Below are 22,035 nucleotides of genomic sequence, written 5' to 3' on the forward strand. Positions count from 1 at the left end.
GTACAATAAAAAATAATTAATATTCGAGACATATCACATTATATCTATCATTCAATCTATTCTAAATCGTTATTGCCTGCCAGTGCCCGTTTTTGACTGATATATACCAATTGTGATTATTACTTTAAATTATTGTTTCTTATGCCCGTTTATCTGGGGAAGTGCCCGTTTTTTTGTGGTGTCGTTCTATATTTCGGTCAACTTATTTAAAATTTCCAAAAATCACATGAGCATTGCCTAACATTTGAATGAGCTAAAAGTTATTATCTGCGGCATGTAAAGGAAATGCAGAAGATAACCAATGAAGTCGATATCTAGAACCAATTACATTTTGAATGTTGTTAACAAGTCCGGAAAGGCATTTGTGACGGATTTGGCTAATGACCTTGATGTTTCGGTTGAGACGATACGCAGAGACCTTAAAGTTCTGGATGAGAAAGGGGAGCTGATACGAGTTCATGGTGGAGCAATAGGTAAAAACTATAAAGATGAAGGAACGTCTTTCAACAACAGAGCGAATCGCAATGTTAACGACAAAATGGATTTAGTCGATCAAGTCATTTCCAATATTTACGAAGGTTCAGTTATTGGTTTAGATGCAAGTTCTTCTAGCTGGCTTGTCGCTCAAGCACTACCTAATATGAGATGTACAGTTGTCACCAACTCCATTAACAATATAAATGTGTTAAGTGGTAAAAATAATATCTCAATAATTAGTTTAGGTGGTTCTTTCTCTGAAAAGTACAAAGCGTTTTATGGGCTTATTGCGAGAAAAACCTTAGCTGAAATGTCACTTGATGTCAGTGTTATATCATGTGTTGGTTTCGATGAGTTATCCGGTGTGTGGGACTCTAATGAATACAACTATGAAATAAAGAAAATGTTCATCAATGTGTCAGAAAAAGTAATCCTATTAGCGGATAAGAGCAAGTATAAGAAAAAAAGTCTATTAAAGGTCTGCAACTTCGATGAAATAGATATTGTAATATCGAATGCTGATGTTAATACACAGTTCTAATTAATTTTACATAATGTAAAAGCTGTTCCTGTTTCTCGGGAGGGATAGTGACACTTGAAGAAAGTTAAAATGACGGACGTTTTATCATCCACTAATCCAATAAAGTCTAAAAAATATACAAACCAAGTAATAACTAAATCTATATAAATCGAAGGATATTAAGACTGCGTTCATTATCCCGTTAATTGGCTTTGTCTACTTAGTCTTATTTGGCCTTAAAGGCTACCAAATTCAAAAAATAATCTCTCGTTAGTGTGAAATAGAGAATCGAAAATGAAAAACTTAGTAAAAATCGGTATTCGTCCAACAATCGATGGTCGTCGTCTTGGGGTTCGTGAGTCTCTTGAAGATCAAACAATGAACATGGCTAACAACTTAGCCAAGTTTATTACTGAAAATGTACGTCACGTTAGCGGTGAAGCGGTTGAATGTGTTATTGCAGATACGACCATTGGCGGTGTAGCCGAAGCATCAGCTTGTGCAGAAAAATTTAAGCGTGAGAACGTTGGCGTATCTATTACCGTTACCCCTTGCTGGTGTTACGGCACTCAAACGCTGGATATGGATCCACATCTGCCAAAAGCGATATGGGGCTTCAACGGTACCGAACGTCCTGGGGCTGTATATCTAGCCGCAGCAATGGCTGGTCACTCTCAACTTGGTTTACCCGCGTTTTCTATCTATGGCGAAGAAGTTCAAGATAAAGATGACACGTCTATTCCTAGCGATGTTCAGGATAAGATCCTTCGTTTCTGCCGCGCAGGTTTAACGGTCGCTTCTATTCGCGGTAAATCCTACTTATCTATGGGCTCAGTCTCAATGGGGATTGCGGGCTCTATCGTAGACCAACCGTTCTTCCAACATTACTTAGGCATGCGCAACGAGTATGTTGATATGACTGAAATTAAACGTCGTCTCGACCGCGAAATCTTCGATAAAGAAGAGTTTGAACTGGCGTTGTCGTGGACAAAAGAACATTGCAAAGAAGGTAAAGATTACAACCGAGTTCCAATGACCGAAGAGCGTAAAACCGAAGATTGGGAAACCGTGGTTAAGATGACGATGATCATGCGCGATCTGATGATTGGTAACCCGAAACTCGCAGAAATGGGTTATGCGGAAGAGGCGATGGGACACAACGCTGTTGCAGGCGGCTTCCAGGGTCAACGCCATTGGACAGATCACTTACCAAACGGTGACTTTAGTGAAGCGGTCCTCAACTCGTCATTTGACTGGAACGGCATCCGTGAACCTTTTGCTATTGCGACAGAAAACGACTGCTTGAACGGCGTAAATATGCTGTTCGGAAAAATGCTGACAGGCCAAGCGCAAGTATTTTGCGACGTGCGCACTTACTGGTCACAGGATTCAGTAGAGCGCGTTAGTGGTTACCGCCCTGAGTCTGGATTGATTCACCTTATTAACTCAGGTTCAGCGGCTCTGGATGGCTGTGGGGAAGCTCGTGATGAGCAAAGTCAACCTGTATTTAAATCGCATTGGAATATGAATGCACAAGATGCAGAAGCGTGTCTGGCTGCGACCCAGTGGCCACCTGCCGATGTTGAATATTTCCGTGGCGGTGGTTTCTCATCGAACTTCCTGACTCATGGTGGTATGCCATTTACGATGCATCGTATCAACATCATTAAGGGCATTGGCCCAGTACTGCAAATCGCAGAAGGTCATTCGGTGACGCTACCTGCCGAGGTGCATGAAACGCTTAATGAGCGCACAAACCCAACATGGCCAACCACTTGGTTTGCTCCACGCCTGACCGGTGAAGGCGCGTTTAAAGATGTGTATTCAGTCATGGCGAACTGGGGTGCGAACCACTGTGTTATCTCTTACGGTCACGTTGGCGCTGACTTGATCACACTTGCTTCTATGTTGCGTATTCCAGTGTCAATGCACAACGTTGACGAGCAAGACATTTTCCGCCCTCACACATGGACGGCATTTGGTCAGGACAAAGAAGGTCAAGACTACCGTGCTTGCGAAAACTTTGGTCCTTTATACAAGTAATCTTCTCGGGCGGGGTGATTCCCGCCCCTTCAGGAGCCCCCATGTCTGTAGTGATTGTTTTAGATTGCGGTGCGACCAACTTGCGTGCCATTGCAATTGACCAAGAAGGCGCCATCGTCGCGTCTCATTTCATAAAAAACTCGACCAAATGTGATGCGCTAAACCCAAGTTATCACCTGTGGGATTTCGAAGACATCTGGCAAAAGCTCCTTGAGTGTGGTCGGCATGTCGTGGCTCAAGTCGGAGCGAAAAATGTTCTGGCTGTGACCGTAACAACATTTGGTGTTGATGGTGCTCCGTTTGATAGTGATGGAAATCAGATTTACCCAATTATCTCTTGGAAGTGCCCGAGAACCATACCCGTAATGAAAGCGGTAGAAGATGAGGTTGATCGTCTGGAACTCTACCGAAGCAACGGCATTGGAGACTACAGTTTTAATACGCTTTACAAATTGCGTTGGCTTAAAGAAAACGAGCCTGAAGTGTACGCAAAGATGGATAAATTTGTCTTCATTTCATCGATGATCACTCACAGGTTGACTGGCGAAATGACCACCGATTACACAATGGCTGGCACATCCATGCTGACCAGTGTGGAAACCTGTAGCTGGAATGCTAAAGCGCTAAATTACCTAGGATTGACATCGGATCATTTCCCAAGGCTCGTGATGGCCGGTGAAAAGGTGGGATATGTTTCAGAACACATCGCCAAACAATTGGGGCTTGTTAGTGGGACACCCGTGATTTCCGCAGGTCACGACACTCAGTTTGCTTTAGTGGGCTCGGGAGCGAAAGAAAACCAAGCGTTTTTGAGCTCAGGCACCTGGGAAATCTTAATGGCGCGCAGCCTGCGTCCCGCACTCAATCAACAAGCGTTGGATAATGGGGTGACCGTAGAGCTTGACGCATTAAAGGGTTTGTACAATCCAGCAATACAGTGGCTCTCTAGCGCCGTCGTTGAATGGGTTGTGACGCAATTTTACAGTGCAGAAAAACACTCAAACGATTTGTACACCACCATGGTTAATGAAGCTGAAGCCGCCGAGCCAGGTGCTGGTGGTGTGGTGTTTAAACCAACTTTATCGGTTGATGAAAGTGGTATTGGTCAAGGATCAATAGAAGGCCTTTCTATTCATACTTCGCGTGGCCAAATTGCCCGAGCGGTATTTGAAGGATTAAGCCAACAGCTGAAACAACGTTTTCTTTACCTGAATCAATTATGCCAATTGAGCGACGAGCCAATCGTTGTCGTGGGTGGTGGCACCAAAAATCCGCTTTGGAATCAGCTTCGTGCAAATGCGTTACAGCGACCACTTCATATCGTAGAGCAGGCCGAAGCGACGGTAATTGGAGCAGCGATGTTCGCATTTTATGGCGTGGGCTTTTACCGCTCTGTCGATGAATCTCAACACAATATGCGTCCTAAATTGCGTGTGATCTATCCAGAAGCAACGGCAGTCTTAAATCAAATAAAACGGGAGCACAGCCATGCTTAGAGGTAGTCATCCTGCACTTTCGCCAACGCAACCGGCGACACTCTCATAAAAGGCTTATCCAGCATTTAAATTTAAGGATTAACAAAATGAACAGAATAGAGCTTTCGCAACACATTATCGATACTTGTATCGAAATGACCCGTTTAGGTCTAAACCAAGGTACCGCAGGTAACGTCAGTGTCCGCTTTGATAACGGCATGTTAATCACCCCAACGGGCATTCCTTACGAACAACTGACGCCTGAGCAAATTGTCTATGTTGCGGAAGATGGCACCTTTGAAGAGGGTAAACTTCCTTCTTCTGAATGGTTGTTCCACCTAACTTGCTATCAACATCGCCCAGATATAAATGCCGTGGTCCATAACCACGCGATCAATTCTGCAACGGTCTCTATCTTGAATAAACCAATCCCTGCTATTCACTACATGATCGCAGCATCGGGAACGACTGAAATTCCTTGTGTACCTTACGCGACATTTGGCAGTCCTCAGTTAGCGAAGTACGTGGAAGAAGGCATCTCAAAAAGCAAAGCAATCTTGCTTCAACACCATGGCTTGATCGCAGGGGAAGTGAACTTAGACAAAGCGCTTTGGTTAGCGCATGAAGTCGAAGTATTGGCAGAGCTTTACCTTAAAGCTCTCGCGGTTAACCCAGAAGTACCAACGCTGGATAATGAGTCTATGCAGGTGGTGCTGGAAAAATTCAAGTCATATGGCTTACGAGTTGAGAAGTAATAAGGAGTAAATAAAATGGCCTTTGCATTAAACCTACCAAAACTGAGTTACGCAGGCGTCGGCGCCGTTGATGACGCGATTTCTACGTTGAGCCAGCAGCCCATTCAGCGAGCATTGATCGTGACCGATGCAAATCTTGTGGAACTGGGAATCTTAGATCATCTGATTGCTCTGTTAGATAAAGCTGCAATCGACTATGTGTTGTTTGACCGTGTGACACCTAACCCGACGGCATCACTTGTGCGTGAAGGTTTGGAAACGTATGTCGATACTGGGTGTGATTGCTTTATCGCGGTTGGTGGTGGTAGCCCGGTAGACTGTGCGAAAGCCATTCGTATTGTGGCATCTAACGTTGGCGATATCGTCGATTTTGACGGTATCGGCAAGGTAAAGTGTGAGGGCGATTTCTTCATTGCGATTAATACGACGGCGGGCACTGCAGCGGAAATGACATCAAACTCAGTCATTACTGATGAAGAAAGACAAGTGAAGATGGTCATTATTGACTCTAAGCAAATTCCTGATATCGCGGTGAATGATCCTACTTTGATGATTAATTTACCTAGTCATGTCACGGCAGCTACGGGTATGGACGCACTAACTCATGCGGTCGAAGCATACGTGACTCCAGGCGCTCACACCCTCACCAAACCAACGGCGTTAGAGGCGATTCGCCTCATTACCCAGTGGCTACCCGTAGCGGTTGAAGATGGTCAAAACATCAAAGCGCGTGAAGAATTGGCTAACGCACAGTTTTTAGCGGGAATGGCGTTCAATAGTGCCGGTTTAGGCTTAGTACATGCAATGGCTCATCAGCCGGGTGCGACACATAATCTACCTCACGGTGTGTGCAACGCGATTTTGCTACCAGAAGTATGTGCGTTTAACGCAGAAGAGCATCCTGAGAGATTCCGTGATATTGCACAGGTAATGGGTGGGAAGACAGAAGGTTTAAACGATAAAGAAGCAGCAGAATTAGCCGTTGATTTAATTCGCCAATTATCTAAGCGCGTTGACATCCCAGAAGGATTTAAAACCTTAGGTATTAGCCACGATGACTGCAAAAACTGGATAGACAAAGTATTGGCTGATCCATGCTTAGGCGGTAACCCTCGTCAACCAACGCCAAAAGAAATATAGGCGTTATATATCGCATGTATCTAATGGCTCTTTGAGTTGAACCGACTTATTAGTAAGCTTTATGTATGGCAGGCAATGTTGAAGCCTTCTTCAAACACTGTCTGTCTTTTTCTTCACTTATATGATTTGGTTAGTTCCTCTTTGGTCCATTTTTTTATGCGGCCTTGTATACGCTCACTCAACCCTACTAACGACGCTAACGCTCATACCAGTAATGTTTGTGTCTGCTTTTTGAGCAAGATGTTAAGCAGTTGGCCTTCACGCTTCGATTTAACTTAACGCTAGAGCTAGTGCGCTCTAATAAATGCGAGCTATTATTATCGTTAGAGCGCATTTCGCTGGGCGTTTTGTGTAAAATATGGGCTGATAAACAGCGATAGAGTGATTTGGGGTTGGTGAAGAACTCATCAATTTTCATGGCGCGCTTTTGCGGGAAATGGTGGGCTGGTGGTATTTTATGCGGAAAATGCCATTATTGAGAATAAATTGTGATGTAATTCAATTTTTTCTGGCTTTTTTTATGCATTTAAGGAATAATCCGCCTCCCTTAGTCGTCCCTAATGGCTTATCGCGGTTGTGTACTGTGCTAATTCCTATCTGAATGGATTTAGTATCTGGATAATTCAGTATCGAATTGGAAGAGCATATGGGACTGTTTTTTTGTTTAATTAAGTAGGATCCCAATGCAAGATTCTGTTATTCAATTCAGTGATTTATCTCTGAATGATTCTATCCTTTCTGCTCTAGACGGAATGGGTTTCGTGTCACCAACTCCAATTCAGGCTGCGGCAATCCCACACCTGTTGGAAGGTGTTGACGCGCTGGGCAAGGCACAAACGGGTACAGGTAAAACGGCAGCATTCTCTCTGCCTCTTCTCAACAAACTAGATCTAAACCAACGTAAACCACAAGCAATCGTACTTGCTCCGACTCGTGAGCTAGCGATTCAGGTTGCAGCGGAAATGAAAAACCTTGGTAAAAACATCAAGGGCTTGAAAGTTCTAGAAATCTACGGTGGTGCTTCTATCGTTGATCAAATGCGTGCACTTAAGAATGGTGCGCACGTTGTTGTTGGTACTCCTGGCCGTGTTCAAGACCTGATCAACCGTGAACGTCTACATCTAGACGAAGTTAATACTTTCGTACTTGATGAAGCGGACGAAATGCTAAACATGGGTTTCGTGGACGACGTAACTGCAATCATGGAGCACGCTCCTGAATCAGCACAACGCGTTCTGTTCTCTGCGACTATGCCTCCAATGCTGAAAAAGATTGTTGAGCGCTTCCTTCGTGACCCTGTAACGGTAGACGTTGCTGGTAAGAACCACACTGTAGACAAAGTTCAACAGCAGTTCTGGGTAGTGAAGGGTGTAGAGAAAGATGAAGCGATGTCTCGTCTTCTTGAAACTGAAGAAACGGATGCGTCAATCGTATTCGTACGTACTCGTCAAGATACTGAGCGTCTAGCTGACTGGCTTTCAGCTCGTGGCTTTAAAGCTGCAGCACTACACGGTGATATCCCTCAGTCTCTACGTGAGCGTACTGTTGATCACATCAAACAGGGTGTTATCGATATCCTTGTAGCGACTGACGTTGTTGCACGTGGTCTTGACGTTCCACGTATTACTCACGTATTTAACTACGACATCCCATTCGATGTAGAGTCATACATTCACCGTATCGGTCGTACAGGCCGTGCTGGACGTAAAGGTAAAGCGATCCTTCTTGTTCGCACTAACCAAATCCGCATGCTTCGTACTATCGAGCGTGTAACTAAGTCATCAATGGAAGAAATTCAACTTCCTCTACGTGACCAAGTTGCTGAAGCTCGTCTAGCTCAGCTAGGTGCAGAACTAGAAGCTGAGAAAGAGCACAAATCACTAGATAAGTTTGCTGAGTTGGTTGAGAAACTACAAACTTCTCTAGAAATCGACCCAGCAATGCTTGCTGCGATGCTTCTTAAGCGTCAACAAGGCAAACGCCCACTGTTCTACATCGGTGAAGACCCAATGGTAGAAGCAATTGAGCGTGATAAGCAGCGTCGTAAAGAGCGCCGTGAAGGTGGTCGTGATGGTGGTCGTGAAGGTGGCCGCAGCTTCAACAACCAAGATTGGGATACTTACCAGCTACAAGTTGGCCGTGAGCAAGGTGTTCAAGTTAAAGACATCGTTGGTGCTCTGGCAAATGAACTTGGTCTAGGTAAAGGTTCTATCGGTGCTATCAAGCTAGCGCAAGGTCATACTTTCGTTCAGCTACCAAAAGCAATGACTTCTGAAGCCGCGAACAAGTTGAGCAAACTACGTATCCGTCAACAAGATGTTGGTGCGGTAGTATGTGACTTCGATGATTTCCGCGAGTCTCGTGGTGGTCGTCGTGACGGCGGACGTCGTGATGGTGGTGGTTACCGTGGTAACCGTGATGGTGGTGCTCGTCGCGAAGGTGGCCGTCGTGAAGGTGGTTTCCGTGGCAACCGCGAAGGTAGCCGTGATGGTAACCGCGAAGGTGCTGAGCGTCGTTTCGACCGTAACCGTGGTGGTGATCACCGTGGTAACTACCGTGGTGAACGTGGTCACGGCCGTGGCCGTCGCACTCCGGAAGCATAATCGAGCCAGGTTAATTAAATAACCTGAGTTAGAAAAAGCTGATTTCAAAAACCGAGCATGGTTAACATGCTCGGTTTTTTTATGCTGGTAGGAAACTGTCGCGTTTCTCGTCGTGCTCCGCTACCCAATTGATCACTTCGTCTAATGGGAGAGCAGGGCAGAATAAGTAACCTTGGATGATGTCACAGCCACGATGTCGTAAAAAATGCAGGGTATCCATATCTTGTACGCCTTCGGCAACTACCGAGTAACCAAGCCCGTGGGCAAGTGCGATTGTATTTTCAACAATGGAGCGCGTGCTTTCCGTTCGGTTCGCTGTAGATAAGAATGAGCGGTCGATCTTAATCTGATCCACCGGAAGATCTCTTAACAGTGAGAGTGAAGAATAACCCGTACCAAAATCATCGAGACTGATCTTGATGCCAAGTCCTTTTATTTCGTGTATCAGTGGGTTAAGTTCCTTCACTTTGTCAATCGCCATCGTCTCTGTTATCTCTAAACTTAGAAGGTGGGCAAATTCAGGAGAGTGTTCTATTAATTTTTTTAGGCGGGTAAGTAATACGTTTGAAGATAGGTCTTTGGCGGATAAGTTGACATGAATTGGAAGCTTGATGCCTCTTCGGATAAACGTTTTGAGATCTTTTTCAACTTGCCCCAGCACCCACATGGTTATGTTGTTGACCTGATTACTTCGCTCGGCAATTGGTATGAAATCGTTTGGCGAAATGTTATTACCTTGTCCATCTCGCCAACGAATAACTGCTTCAAAACCCACCACGACGCTAGTACGAGCATCAATCAATGGCTGGTAATACAAGCGAAACTCATCCTGATCTAACGCAAATTGAATACGTGATGAAATTTCCAGCTGATATTTAGCCCCAATATTCATGTTGTCGTTATAAAATGCGAAAAGATTTCCGTTACTTTTCGCGTGATACATTGCAACGTCGGCATGTTTGATCAGCAACTCATTGGATTCTGCGTCCTGAGGGTAAGTGCTTATACCAAACACGACAGCGGCAGATACTTGGAATTCGTCGAGGTGAAAGCGAGTGGAAAGTGCTTTATTGAGCTTCACGATAAGTTTCTTGCCATCCTCTTCAGTGGCAGATGCTGTGATTATCACAAACTCATCACCGCCGACGCGAAATATTTTGTCATTATCTTCAAGCGCATCTTGCAACCTTTGACCGATTTGAATTAGTAATTGGTCACCACAGAAGTGCCCCATCGCATCGTTGACTTGTTTGAAATTGACAACATCAAAGAGAATGACTGAAAAAGGCAGGCCAGATTGAATACGATCGTCAATTACCTCAAAACAGTATTTTCTATTTGGGAGACCAGTTAGCGCATCATGAAAGGCATTTTGTTTTTCGCGCTTTGCAAGGCTATGTAATTCGACGATGGAGTCATTACTGAATTTGATGACGAAGACGACAAAAACGCTTCCAGCAAATAGGAGTATAGATATACCAGTTTCGATAAGTGAGCCTGAGGGGTTTTGCGCAATGGTGTACAAGTACGTTGCATACGCAATAATAAAATAGCTGATTAGTACCAGAAGCCAGGTCCACCCAGAAACATCCGTTTTCGAGCGAATATTTTTTGTCATTTGCCATCCGAAGCAGAGCAACATTAAGCCTAAACTGACAAGTAAAAGCGTTATTTTCGGCACGATATTCCCCGATGTATTGTTATGTTTATTGTTTTTATTCGTCTAATAAATAAGTTAGCTCATAATTTAGTCAATAAACAAGACGAGTGAATCACAATTCTCTTTTATGAGAAGATATTTTTTTCGCATCGAATAAAATCAGAAAGTGTCCTAGATCAATAAAAAATGTGCAATCAGACCATTAATTTTAAAAGATAGTTGAAAGATTAAAAAATTATTGAATAATAGAAAGCATATAAGTCGTACGCTGCGTGAAAGCGTAATGACAACCTCTGCTCCACAACAGGATAACTATTTCATGTCTAATTCGTTTGTACTAGTGATCAACTCAGGAAGCTCGTCACTAAAGTTCGCGGTCATCGATTCAAATTCAGGTGACGCGGTGCTAAGTGGTTTGGGCGAATGCTTTGGTCTTCCAGAATCTCGTATGAGCTGGAAATTCAACGGTGAAAAAAAGGAAGTTTCTATCGAAGGTGACGATAGCCATCATAAAATCGCTATCGGAAAACTAGTAGGGTTAACCGACGAATTAGGTTTAGCTAAAGACATCGTGGCTGTCGGTCATCGTATCGTTCATGGCGGTGAAAAATTCACAACGACGGTTCGTATTACCGATGAAGTGACACAAGAAATCGAACAGCTTGCCGATCTCGCTCCGCTTCATAACCCAGCAGGTGCTATCGGCATTCGTGCTGCGATTGAAGCGTTTCCGACTCTTCCTCAATTTGCTGTATTCGACACGGCATTCCACCAGACGATGCCTCAAAAGGCATTTACTGGCGCTATTTCTCATGAGCTGTACGAGCAGTATGGAATCCGTCGCTACGGCTTCCACGGCACAAGCCATTACTTTGTAAGTCGTGAAGCTGCAAAAATGCTGAACAAGCCAGTGGAGCAATCTAGCTTCATTACGGTACACCTTGGTAACGGCGCGTCAGTATGTGCGATCAAAGATGGCCAATCGGTTGATACTTCGATGGGCTTTACTCCACTAGCTGGTTTGATGATGGGTACACGTTCTGGCGACCTGGACCCAGGCATCATTGAGTTCCTATTAAAGAAAGGTTGGACTCAGGAACAGGTATTCGAAACACTAAACAAGAAATCAGGTTTCTTGGGAGTGTCTGGCGTCACTTCCGATGCACGAGGTATTCTGCAAGCGATGGAAGAAGGTCACGAAGGTGCGAAATTAGCGTTTGAAGTGTTTACCTACCGTGTTGCGAAATACATCGGTTCTTACCTGATCCCTCTTGATCGTCTAGATGCGGTTATCTTTACGGGTGGTATTGGCGAAAACTCTCTGGATATTCGCCGTGAAGTGCTTAAAAACCTTAGCCTGCTTGGTTTCGTGGAAGACGAGAAAGGCAACGAAGATGCCCGATTCGGTAATTCAGGTGAAATTGGTAAATCTGAACTGCTGGATGCGAAAGTATTGGTTATTCCAACCAACGAAGAGTGGGTTATCGCTCAACAGTCGGTCGAGCTATTGTAAAATAGCGCCATTATAAATTTGTGAATTCTCTTAAAGCCCTTTCCTGATTGGAAAGGGCTTTTTTCATTTCTGCTGCCAACAAATAAGTGAATAGCACCCGATGACACCTTTAAGGTATTTAATTCACATATTTATTGTGTGATTGCATTGTTTTGTGATGTATATGTGATGAATGTATAATTTCGTGGTTTGTTTGTAATCAACCTCAAACACTACTTAACGTCATTAAATTACTGAGCTTTTGACAATCAAAATCGGTCTTATAAGGGAAGTCATGTTTTTTAGTAAGTCGCTTCAAAAAGAAAATCAGCAATTAAAGCAAGAGCTCTACAGCCTTACCCAAGTGCAGCAAAGCCTTGATCAGGACATGTTACTGCTCTCCCTTAATACTGAAGGTAACGTTACGTCTGTTAACCAGAACTTTTTGCAACAGATGAATCTAACTGAGCAAGAGGTATTGGCAAAGCACATCACTGAACTCGTTCCAGTTAAAGCGAGAAATACAGAGCATTTTCAACGGATGAAGCAGTGCGTATTAACCCAAACCCTTTGGAATGGCGCTATGCAGGTTTCTAAAGGGGATGGTGAAGAAGCATGGTTGCGCTCAATGGTCCAACCTATTTTTGATTTCACGGGAAAAGTTACCCGCTTTGCTGTGTGCGCGTCAGAGTTGACTCGAACGATCAAAGCCTCTCGAGAGCAAGAAGATATGCTCAACGCATTGAATCGCTCTATGGCGGTCATTGAGTTTAGTTTGGATGGTGTCGTTCTCAAAGCGAATGATAATTTCCTCAAAACAATGGGTTATACGTCGGAACAAGTCACGGGTAAGCATCACCGAATGTTCTGTGATCAAGAAGAAGCGAACTCCCAGGCCTATCAGGAGTTTTGGCATAAACTGGCGAGTGGTCAGTTTGTCTCTGAGCGTTTTAAAAGGCTAAATCGCTATGGTGAACTCGTATGGTTGGAAGCGTCTTATAATCCAATCCATAACGATAGGGGAGAACTGTATAAGGTAGTGAAGTTTGCTACTGATATTACCGAACAAGTTCTTCAAGAGCAGTCGATGGCGCAAGCTGCTCATTTAGCGAATGAAGTCTCCAAAGAGACCGGAACGCAGACAATTCAGGGCCAGCAAGTGATCGGTGCAACGGTTGAGAATATGCAGATGCTCTCAAAACAAATGGAACAAGCCAATGCCGCGATTGAGGAACTCAAAGGTCACTCAGCGAAAATTAGCGAGTTGGTAAGGAATATCAGTGGTATTGCCGATCAAACCAATCTGCTTGCGTTGAACGCTGCGATTGAAGCCGCTCGAGCAGGAGAGCATGGACGAGGTTTTGCGGTTGTTGCGGATGAAGTAAGGCAACTTTCACTTCGTACCAATACGACGACCGATGATATTGTCACGATGGTGAAAGAAAATCTTGAGCGCACCAATAACGCTGTCGAGTTGATTTCACAATGCCAAAAAGATGCGCTGAATACCCTTGAGTTGTCTGAGAAAGCAGGCAACGTCATGAATGATATTCAAGATGGCGCAAGCCGTGTTGTTGAGGCGGTTGCTCAGTTCAATCGCACGCTCTAGTAACGCCTTACTATTCAAATATGAGTGATGTTTCCTCGCCAGACACGCAATGTGATCTGGCGCGGATTAACGCTTTTGAAATTGTTAGTTTCATGTATAGTAATTGTGTCTCGCAAACGTCAGCATGTTCCATTCTTTATTCATTCCTTGCCTGTATTTGTGACGCTTAAACAATAACTTTCATCGATTTTCTCGACGTCAAAAGCTCGTCTGTCGAACTCGTTACCGAGTATTTTTGTGGGTAATTATGCTTAACTCAGAACATAAAGCGACCATCATTCTTATTGCAACTACCATGATTGCGGCACTTGGCTGGATTTTCTCTAAAGAGACCATTCAAGGCTTACCTCCTTTTGGCTTTATTGGTTCACGATTTACTATCGCAGCGCTTTGTTTGCTGCCTCTGTGTTACCGACCTCTTTTATCCGCGAAGATGAGTGATGTGTTGTCAGCAAGTGGTGTCGGCTTACTGTTGGGTAGTGCGGTCATGACGTGGATCTACGCGATTTCAATAAGTGATACGTTAGGCGAGGGCGCATTCATCATGAGCCTGTCGATGTTGTTTGTACCTATTGTCGCTTGGATTATGTTCCGTCAACGACCACAACGGGTATTTTGGATTTCACTGCCAATTGCAGTAATAGGTTTGGCGTGTCTGTCTCTGGCCGACGGATGGAAGCAGTCTGCCAGTCAGCTTTGGTTTCTTGGCGCGGCGCTTTTGTTGGCATTACACTTTAATGTAAACAGTAAGTTCTCGCAGAAGCTACCTGTATTATTGCTGACTTGTTTGCAGTTATTCTCTGCGGGCTGTCTTGGGTTGGTGGTCTCCTATTTTATGGAGACACTTCCTGGCGAAGTTGATGCATCAATTTGGTGGTGGTTTGCACTCAGTACCTTGCTTGCGACCAGTTTACGCTACGTGATGCAAACAATGGGACAGAAGTTTGTGCAAGCGGGCAATGCTGCATTGATTATGATTTTGGAGCCGGTATGGACAGTAGTATTGAGTATTCTTTGGTATGGCGAAGTACTGACGACCAACAAACTCATTGGCTGTATGCTCATTCTGTTTTCTTTGGTTATCTATCGAACCGGCGGCAGATTTCGCTTCCCAAAACGTCTTTAACTTTGTCTTAGCGCATTCGCGGCGAGGGTAATGGCTCATGGCTGATATTGACCATCAAGAAACGTTAGACTTTTTAGATAAGGCGAGTGTTTGTTTGTATCGTTCGGGCATCAGCCTATTTTCAGTGTCGCTTGTCGGCTTTTCTTTACTTGTTTGGTTCAGCGACCTAGCTAGCCACTACCACAGCGTGTTGGTCTTTATTGGAATCGCAGCCGCGTTTTCAGCCGCTAATATTCATGTTTACAGTAAGAGGGTTCGGTTAGCCATCAGCTGGTCTAGCTGGATTGGTTTAGTACTCATGTTCAGTGATTATGACCTGAGCCGAGTATGGCTGTCGCTAGGGTTTGTTTTTGTTACGTTCTCAGGCATTGCGCTCAAAGAGTCGTTTTGCTTCAAAGTGCCCGGATTAAAACTCGTCCCTATACTCTTTTTCGTGGCTACCTTAGCACTCTGCTTTAACAATTTGGTTATTGCCTCTGGTGGGATATTTTTAGCGGGTATCATCATGGGCTACTTATCGATTGCTAAATGGCGAATGCCACTGCATTTTGATATCGGTAATAAAGCCAAATATGAAGTTTAGTGAGCAGTGAAAAAAGCGATGACGAGTCATTATTGATAGCGATGACGCAACGCGAGTGAAACTTTAGATGTCGGCTGACGATGTAACTCTTCACTGATCATCCAGCCTGCCTTTGCTAATAGCTCTAAATCAACACCTGTTTCTATTCCCAGCCCTCGACAAAGGTATAGAACATCCTCGGTGGCGACATTCCCTGACGCACCGTGCGCGTATGGACAGCCACCCAGACCCGCAACACTGCTATCAACGGTTTCAATGCCCATGATGAATGCCTGATAAATATTGGCAAGTGCTTGGCCCCAGGTATCGTGAAAGTGAACGGCCAATTTCTGGCTCGGTATATTCTTTAAAACAGATTGCAGCATTGCTTCCACACGATTTGGTGTGCCAGTGCCTATTGTGTCTCCGAGCGATACTTCATAGCAGCCCATATCAATGAGATTGGTAGCAACATTCCTCACTTGTTTGGGGGCTGTCGCTCCGTCATAAGGGCAGTCGATGACGCATGACAAATAACCACGCACCGGAATGTTATGTTTAGCAGCTTGTTCCATCACCGATTCGAATCGAGACAGGCTTTCTGCGATAGAGCAGTTAATGTTGTGCTCGCAGAATCCTTCCGAGCACGAGGTGAAAATGGCAATTTGATTTGCTCCAGCTTCTAGCGCTTGCTCAAAACCTCTCACGTTAGGCACAAGTGCAGAGTAAGTAATGTCGCTGCGTCGGGAGATAGCCTGCATCACCGCTTTAGAGTCGGCCATCTGTGGCACCCATTTGGGTGAAACGAAAGACCCGGCTTCGATATGAGTTAAGCCTGTGTCCGACAACAAGTTGATCAGTCTGACTTTGGTGCTTGTCGAGACGGGTGACTCGTTTTGCAGCCCATCTCGTGCACCCACTTCAACTATCTTTACCTTTGAAGGGAGTGTCATGTTTCCTCCGAATCCGCTTTATTTATCCAGCGCGGAAGACGTTTTTCGAGAAACGCTTGTAAGCCATCTTGCCCCTGCGGCGACACGCGGATATCGGCAATTAATCTGCTCGTGTACTGGATTAGATGAGAGTCAATCGGGTTTTGATGACATTGGTGACACAGGGTTTTTGCCTGGCGCATCGCATCAGGGCTGTTTACCAGCAGCGTCTCAATCAACTCATTCAGAGTGTTGTCAATGTCGCTCTGTTCCCTGACTTCATGCACGATCCCAAATCGTTCGGCGTCATCTGAAGATATCACTTCACCACTTAATATGAAGCGGCGAGCCTGTCGATTTCCCATAGCCCGCATGACATAGGGAGCGATCGTCGCTGGAACGAGTCCCAGCTTTACTTCACTTAAACAAAAATTGGCGCTTTTGCTCGCGATAGCTATGTCGCTACAACAAATTAAACCCAAAGCGCCGCCAAATGCAGACCCTTGGACAACGGCGATGGTTGGTTGCGGGAATGTGTCCAGAGTCTCCATTAAACGGGCGAGGTTTTGCGCATCAATGATGTTCTCCTTGCGTGTACTGTTGGCCATGGATTTCATCCAATTTAAATCAGCACCAGAAGAAAAATGCTCCCCGTTACTCCGTAGAACCAGACACCGAACGTCGTTTCTCAACGCCAGATAATCGAGCCTATGTATTAGCAAATCGATCATACAGGCGTCGAACGCGTTGTGTTTCTTTGTCCTGTTAAGCGTGATGGTTGCGACGCCATATCGGTCAACTTGCCAAAGCACATCATCTTGCCTTTTCGCGTTTGGAATAATGCTCGGTTGAAGTTCGTGCATATATGTGTCCTTTCGATCTTTCCCAAATTTACGTTCTGTTTTTCTCATTCTGCTTTTTTACATACGAAAAACACCAAACTCACTGTCTTGAATCGGCGCGTTGAGTGCGGCATTGAGCGCTTGTGCCAAGACTTGGCGCGTGTTTTTTGGGTCAATAATCCCGTCATCCCACAACCTTGCGCTGGCGTAATACGGATGTCCCTGTGTCTCATATAAGTCTATGATCGATTCTCGAAATGTGTGCTCTTCTTGTTCTGACCAGTTTTCACCCCGGCGTTCTTTTATGTCTTTACGAACCTGAGTTAGCACGCCAGCGGCTTGTTCACCGCCCATTACAGAAATACGTGCATTTGGCCACATCCACATCATCGTCGGATCATAAGCTCTGCCGCACATGCCGTAATTCCCTGCGCCGTAAGAGCCCCCAATAATGATGGTAAACTTAGGCACTTCGGCACAAGCCACCGCCATCACCAGCTTAGCACCGTGTTTTGCAATGCCTTCTTCCTCTACCTTTTTTCCGACCATAAAACCGGTGATATTTTGTAAAAAGAGTAGGGGCGTTTTGCGTTTGGCGCACAGCTCAATAAAGTGCGCGCCTTTTTGTGAAGAGTCAGAAAATAGAATGCCGTTGTTGGCGACAATACCGATCAAATGCCCCTCTATTCGTGCAAATCCACAAACCAGAGTTTTGCCATACAGCGCCTTAAACTCGTCAAAGTCAGAATCATCGACAATGCGGGCAATGACTTCTCTTACGTCAAAGGACAAGCGAAGGTTAGCATTGACGATGCCGTACAATTCTTCTGCGTTGTAACGGGGCGGTAAGATGGAGTGCTCGGTTTTTCGTACTTTGGGTTGATTGGCGTTGGCAATCGCCTCGCGTGCGAGCATCAACGCATGTTCATCGTTCTCTGCGTAGTAATCCGCCACTCCTGATTTTCGGCAGTGGACATCAGCGCCACCGAGCTCTTCCCCTGTGACGACTTCCCCAGTTGCGGCTTTTACCAACGGTGGTCCGGCGAGAAATATCGTGCCTTGCTCTTTAACCATGATGGATACGTCTGCCATGGCGGGTACGTATGCGCCACCTGCGGTACACAGTCCCATCACCACGGCGATTTGAGGTATGCCTTTGGCTGACATTTTTGCTTGGTTAAAGAAAATCCGTCCGAAGTGGTCTCTATCAGGAAAGACTTCAGCCTGATGAGGGAGGTTGGCACCGCCAGAATCGACTAAGTACACGCAGGGTAGCCGACAGCGTTGAGCGATTTCTTGTGCTCGCAGATGCTTTTTTACCGTCAGAGGGTAGTAGGTGCCACCTTTTACCGAAGGATCGTTAGCGACCACCATGCATTGGACGCCATTGATCGTTCCAATACCAGCAACGACTCCTGCGCAGGGAATGGGCTCGTCATACACTTCCCAAGCGGCAAATTGGCCGATTTCAAGAAACTCACTTTCATCGTCGAGTAGTCTGGTTATACGCGATCGTACGGGGAGTTTTCCTTTGTTTTGTTGATGCAATATCGCTTTTTTACCACCACCTTGCTTGATGACTTCGGTATCCGTATGCAGCTTGTCCACCAACTTTTCCATTGCGGCTTTGTTTGAAAGAAACAGCTCTTCAGTTGGCTTGGTTCTACTTTTTATGATGGCCATAGAGACTTCCTTTTCAACGCTTGGATTAACGTGATTCCTCGAACAGCTCTCGTCCTATTAACATTCGCCGAATTTCCGAGGTACCCGCTCCAATCTCGTACAGTTTGGCATCGCGTAGCAGCCGTCCGGTTGCGTATTCATTAACGTAGCCATTACCGCCAAGCAGCTGGATAGCATCAAGTGAAATTTGCGTCGCGAGCTCAGCGCTGTATAAGATGACACCTGCCGCGTCTTTACGGGTACATTCACCGCGATCACAGGCCGACGCGACGGTGTAAACATAGGCTTTAGCAGCACTCATGCGCGAGTACATGTCGGCAAGCTTGCCCTGAACCAACTGGAACTCACCGATGGATTTGCCGAACTGCTTACGCTCGTGCACGTAGGGCACCACGATATCCATACAAGCTTGCATGATCCCTAATGGCCCGCCAGCAAGGACCACACGCTCGTAATCAAGGCCACTCATCAGGACTTCGACACCTCGGTTTATTTCGCCGAGAACGTTTTTTTTAGGTACCGCACAATCGGTAAAAACAAGTTCGCAAGTGTTGGAGCCGCGCATTCCCAACTTATCAAGCTTCTGTGCGTCGCCGAATCCTTCAAACGTTCGCTCGATAATAAATGCGGTGATTCCTCTCGAACCTGCACCAGGGTCGGTTTTCGCGTAGACCACCAAGACGTCGGCATCTGGTCCATTCGTCACCCACATTTTATTGCCGTTAAGCAAAAAATGGTCACCTTTGTCTTCCGCTTTGAGCTGCATGCTGACTACATCCGAACCGGAGTTTGGCTCACTCATTGCGAGTGCACCGATATGAGAACCATCAATTAGATTAGGTAGATATTTTTTGCGTTGATCTGCGGTGCCATTGCGGAAAATTTGATTAACGCAAAGGTTGGAATGTGCGCCATAACTCAGTCCCACGGAGGCCGATGCGCGACTGACTTCTTCCATGGCGATGACATGGGCAAGATAGCCCATTTCTGCTCCACCATATTGTTCGTCTACCGTTACGCCGAGTAATCCCATCTCGCCAAACAGCGGCCATAAATAGTCGGGGAATTGGTTATTATGATCAATATGGGCAGCGATCGGAGCGATGTGTTCGCTAGCAAAGGCATTCACATGATCCCGGAGCATATCAATGGTTTCACCGAGACCAAAATTGAGTGGGGTATAAGCGGATTTCATAACATTTCCCCTGTAGCAGGATTAAAGTCAGGGATGCGTGGATATTTTATTGTGTTTTTGTAACGTCTGTAAGCAACGTTCTTTCGCGGCGTTTAACTCGCCCATCACAACTCCGATGTCATTCATCTGTTGTTGGAGTAACGCTTGTTTTTCTTCAATAATATTGAGCATTTTCAGGAGTTGCTCATCGGTTTGTTGAAGATCATAAAGTTCAAAAAGTTCACGAATTTCGGCGAGTGAAAAGCCTAGCCGCTTACCTCTTAATATCAACTTGAGACGGATTTTGTCTCTGCGCTGGTAAACACGCATATTGCCTTTACGCTCTGGCTCTATCAGGCCGACATCTTCATAAAACCGGATGCTTCGAGTCGTAATATCGAACTCTTTTGCTAGCTCACTAATTTTATATTTTTCCATCACACACTTACCTCAAATTACATACCTCGAATAAAAACTAGCTTCTCGAAGTCGGACCCTGTGGTGAAAGGTCGGAGGAAATTTATTCTTTTATCAACTTGTTTCTTTACCTCACTGTAAAGGCTAGTGCTATGCTTACGTAAACGTCAAGAAATCACAGTGCGAAAGATTCATCGTTTGATTTGAAACTTAAGCGGGTATGAAAGTTTTTGATAGCGAGTGTGATGGGTAAGTTCGTATGCTGTGATACATCGTAAAGGGTGTGGAATCATGGGAAATGACATCTGGATTGTCAGTGCGAAAAGAACACCAATCGGGCGCTTTCAGGGGCAACTGCAAACATTTTCTGCTCCATCATTAGGGGCAATCGCAATAAAAAGTGCGCTCCAGCAAGCGGAACTCACAGCCGTCGATGAAGTGTTTATGGGCTGCGTGTTACCAGCAGGTTGCGGTCAGGCACCTGCCCGGCAAGCGGCTCTCGAAGCCGAATTACCAATTTCTACTGGCTGCACCACCATCAACAAGGTGTGCGGTTCCGGCATGAAGAGCGTGATGTTAGCGCACGACCTGATTAAAGCAGGCACCATCCGTACGGCGGTCGCTGGTGGCATGGAAAGTATGACTAATGCGCCTTACCTGATGAAAGAGGCGAGAAGTGGCATGAGAATGGGGCATCAGTCCGTTTATGATCATATGTTTCTCGACGGATTAGAGGACGCCTACGAAGGGCTTTTGATGGGCGTGTACGCTCAGCAAATCGCCGACAGACTCCACTTCAGCCGTGAAAAAATGGACGAGTGGGCAGCCATGTCAGCCACGCGGGCTTTAGATGCGCAAGAACAAGGCTTGTTTGAAGAAGAAATCTCGCCGATAGACATTCGCACTAAATCGACCTCTGCTCTTCTGGATTACGACGAACATCCGCGTTCGATTAACTTCGAAAAAATTGCCCAGCTGAAACCAGCCTTTGATATCCATGGTTCTGTGACAGCTGCTAATTCGAGTGCAATTTCAGATGGTGCCGCAGCACTCGTCTTGATGGATGAAGAAACCGCGCAGCACCATCATCTCTCACCACTGGCCATTATAAGAGGCCACACCACACACGCCAGAGAACCTGCAGAATTTACTCTCGCCCCAGTTTATGCGATCGAGCAATTGTTATCAGAGCTCGATTGGACGATAGATGAAATTGATCTTTGGGAGATCAACGAAGCGTTTGCGGTTGTCACGCAAATCGCTATCGCTGAATTGGGTCTCGACCCTGACAAAGTCAACATTAAAGGCGGGGCGTGTGCACTTGGCCATCCTATTGGTGCCAGCGGTGCACGAATACTGGTGACGTTGACCCACAGTTTGCGTCAGCTACAGGCGTTAGGTGTGGATGGCGATTCAAGCAATAAGAAGGTTATGCGAGGGATTGCGGCGATTTGTATCGGTGGTGGAGAAGCAACCGCGATTGGTATCGAGGTACCACTTTAATTCCAGCAATATCAGTAAAGGA

General features: G+C 45.5%; 17 protein-coding genes. 11 read left to right on the plus strand and 6 right to left on the minus strand.

Annotation, left to right across the window (positions count from 1 at the left end; translation table 11 throughout):
* The first annotated feature begins 301 nt into the window (after positions 1 to 301).
* The 6 genes from VER99_RS21695 to VER99_RS21720 all read left to right on the plus strand — a co-directional run bounded on the left by VER99_RS21695 (position 302) and on the right by VER99_RS21720 (position 9,013).
* On the plus strand, positions 302 to 1,018 hold the full coding sequence (locus VER99_RS21695) for a DeoR/GlpR family DNA-binding transcription regulator (RefSeq protein ID WP_014234489.1): 717 nt from the start codon (positions 302 to 304) through the stop codon (positions 1,016 to 1,018).
* Positions 1,019 to 1,291: 273 nt separating this feature from the next.
* Positions 1,292 to 3,040 carry an L-fucose isomerase gene (fucI, locus tag VER99_RS21700; protein ID WP_020336030.1) on the plus strand — a complete coding sequence of 583 codons (1,749 nt, stop codon included), beginning with the start codon at positions 1,292 to 1,294 and terminating at the stop codon, positions 3,038 to 3,040.
* Positions 3,041 to 3,081: 41 nt separating this feature from the next.
* Positions 3,082 to 4,536, plus strand: a complete 1,455-nt coding sequence (gene fucK / locus VER99_RS21705; RefSeq protein WP_020336029.1) for an L-fuculokinase — start codon at positions 3,082 to 3,084, stop codon at positions 4,534 to 4,536.
* A gap of 86 nt (positions 4,537 to 4,622) precedes the next feature.
* Positions 4,623 to 5,270 (plus strand): L-fuculose-phosphate aldolase, encoded by a 648-nt coding sequence (gene fucA, locus VER99_RS21710; protein ID WP_020336028.1) that lies wholly within the window; start codon positions 4,623 to 4,625, stop codon positions 5,268 to 5,270.
* A gap of 15 nt (positions 5,271 to 5,285) precedes the next feature.
* Complete coding sequence (gene fucO / locus VER99_RS21715) at positions 5,286 to 6,410, plus strand: lactaldehyde reductase (RefSeq protein ID WP_020336027.1); 1,125 nt, start codon at positions 5,286 to 5,288, stop codon at positions 6,408 to 6,410.
* A gap of 683 nt (positions 6,411 to 7,093) precedes the next feature.
* Complete coding sequence (locus tag VER99_RS21720) at positions 7,094 to 9,013, plus strand: DEAD/DEAH box helicase (protein WP_020336026.1); 1,920 nt, start codon at positions 7,094 to 7,096, stop codon at positions 9,011 to 9,013.
* A 79-nt stretch (positions 9,014 to 9,092) separates the two neighbouring features.
* Here VER99_RS21720 and VER99_RS21725 read toward each other — a convergent pair whose 3' ends face one another.
* Positions 9,093 to 10,631 carry a putative bifunctional diguanylate cyclase/phosphodiesterase gene (locus VER99_RS21725; protein WP_020336025.1) on the minus strand — a complete coding sequence of 513 codons (1,539 nt, stop codon included), beginning with the start codon at positions 10,629 to 10,631 and terminating at the stop codon, positions 9,093 to 9,095.
* A gap of 361 nt (positions 10,632 to 10,992) precedes the next feature.
* Here VER99_RS21725 and VER99_RS21730 point away from each other — a divergent pair, with 361 nt between their 5' ends.
* The 4 genes from VER99_RS21730 (at position 10,993) to VER99_RS21745 (ending at position 15,483) form a co-directional block, all read left to right on the plus strand.
* Positions 10,993 to 12,186, plus strand: a complete 1,194-nt coding sequence (locus tag VER99_RS21730) for an acetate/propionate family kinase (protein ID WP_020336024.1) — start codon at positions 10,993 to 10,995, stop codon at positions 12,184 to 12,186.
* Positions 12,187 to 12,460: 274 nt separating this feature from the next.
* Entirely contained in the window at positions 12,461 to 13,774 is a 1,314-nt protein-coding gene (locus VER99_RS21735) for a methyl-accepting chemotaxis protein (RefSeq protein ID WP_020336023.1), read from the plus strand.
* Positions 13,775 to 14,021: 247 nt separating this feature from the next.
* Positions 14,022 to 14,900: a DMT family transporter gene (locus VER99_RS21740; RefSeq protein WP_020336022.1), complete on the plus strand. Its 879-nt coding sequence runs from the start codon at positions 14,022 to 14,024 to the stop codon at positions 14,898 to 14,900.
* Positions 14,901 to 14,937: 37 nt separating this feature from the next.
* Positions 14,938 to 15,483 carry a DUF2301 domain-containing membrane protein gene (locus VER99_RS21745; protein ID WP_020336021.1) on the plus strand — a complete coding sequence of 182 codons (546 nt, stop codon included), beginning with the start codon at positions 14,938 to 14,940 and terminating at the stop codon, positions 15,481 to 15,483.
* 29 nt (positions 15,484 to 15,512) lie between these two features.
* Here the strand turns inward: VER99_RS21745 and VER99_RS21750 are convergent, their stop codons facing one another.
* Genes VER99_RS21750 through VER99_RS21770 form a run of 5 tightly spaced genes read right to left on the minus strand, consistent with a single transcriptional unit; the run spans position 15,513 to position 20,531 of the window.
* Positions 15,513 to 16,415 carry a hydroxymethylglutaryl-CoA lyase gene (locus VER99_RS21750; RefSeq protein WP_020336020.1) on the minus strand — a complete coding sequence of 301 codons (903 nt, stop codon included), beginning with the start codon at positions 16,413 to 16,415 and terminating at the stop codon, positions 15,513 to 15,515.
* Positions 16,412 to 17,257 (minus strand): enoyl-CoA hydratase-related protein, encoded by an 846-nt coding sequence (locus VER99_RS21755; protein ID WP_020336019.1) that lies wholly within the window; start codon positions 17,255 to 17,257, stop codon positions 16,412 to 16,414. Before VER99_RS21755 ends, VER99_RS21750 begins: the two co-directional genes overlap by 4 nt.
* A gap of 57 nt (positions 17,258 to 17,314) precedes the next feature.
* Positions 17,315 to 18,919: a carboxyl transferase domain-containing protein gene (locus tag VER99_RS21760; RefSeq protein WP_020336017.1), complete on the minus strand. Its 1,605-nt coding sequence runs from the start codon at positions 18,917 to 18,919 to the stop codon at positions 17,315 to 17,317.
* Positions 18,920 to 18,944: 25 nt separating this feature from the next.
* Positions 18,945 to 20,114: an isovaleryl-CoA dehydrogenase gene (locus VER99_RS21765; RefSeq protein ID WP_020336015.1), complete on the minus strand. Its 1,170-nt coding sequence runs from the start codon at positions 20,112 to 20,114 to the stop codon at positions 18,945 to 18,947.
* Between the two features lie 27 nt (positions 20,115 to 20,141).
* Positions 20,142 to 20,531 carry a MerR family transcriptional regulator gene (locus tag VER99_RS21770; RefSeq protein ID WP_014234385.1) on the minus strand — a complete coding sequence of 130 codons (390 nt, stop codon included), beginning with the start codon at positions 20,529 to 20,531 and terminating at the stop codon, positions 20,142 to 20,144.
* A 270-nt stretch (positions 20,532 to 20,801) separates the two neighbouring features.
* On the opposite strand from VER99_RS21770, the gene VER99_RS21775 reads away from it, so the two are divergent.
* The gene (locus VER99_RS21775) at positions 20,802 to 22,013 is read left to right on the plus strand and encodes a thiolase family protein (protein WP_020336014.1); all 1,212 of its coding nucleotides are present in this window, start codon (positions 20,802 to 20,804) and stop codon (positions 22,011 to 22,013) included.
* The last annotated feature ends 22 nt before the right edge of the window (positions 22,014 to 22,035 follow it).

Origin of the sequence: Vibrio natriegens NBRC 15636 = ATCC 14048 = DSM 759 (genome assembly GCF_035621455.1) — a bacterium.
Lineage (GTDB): Bacteria > Pseudomonadota > Gammaproteobacteria > Enterobacterales > Vibrionaceae > Vibrio > Vibrio natriegens.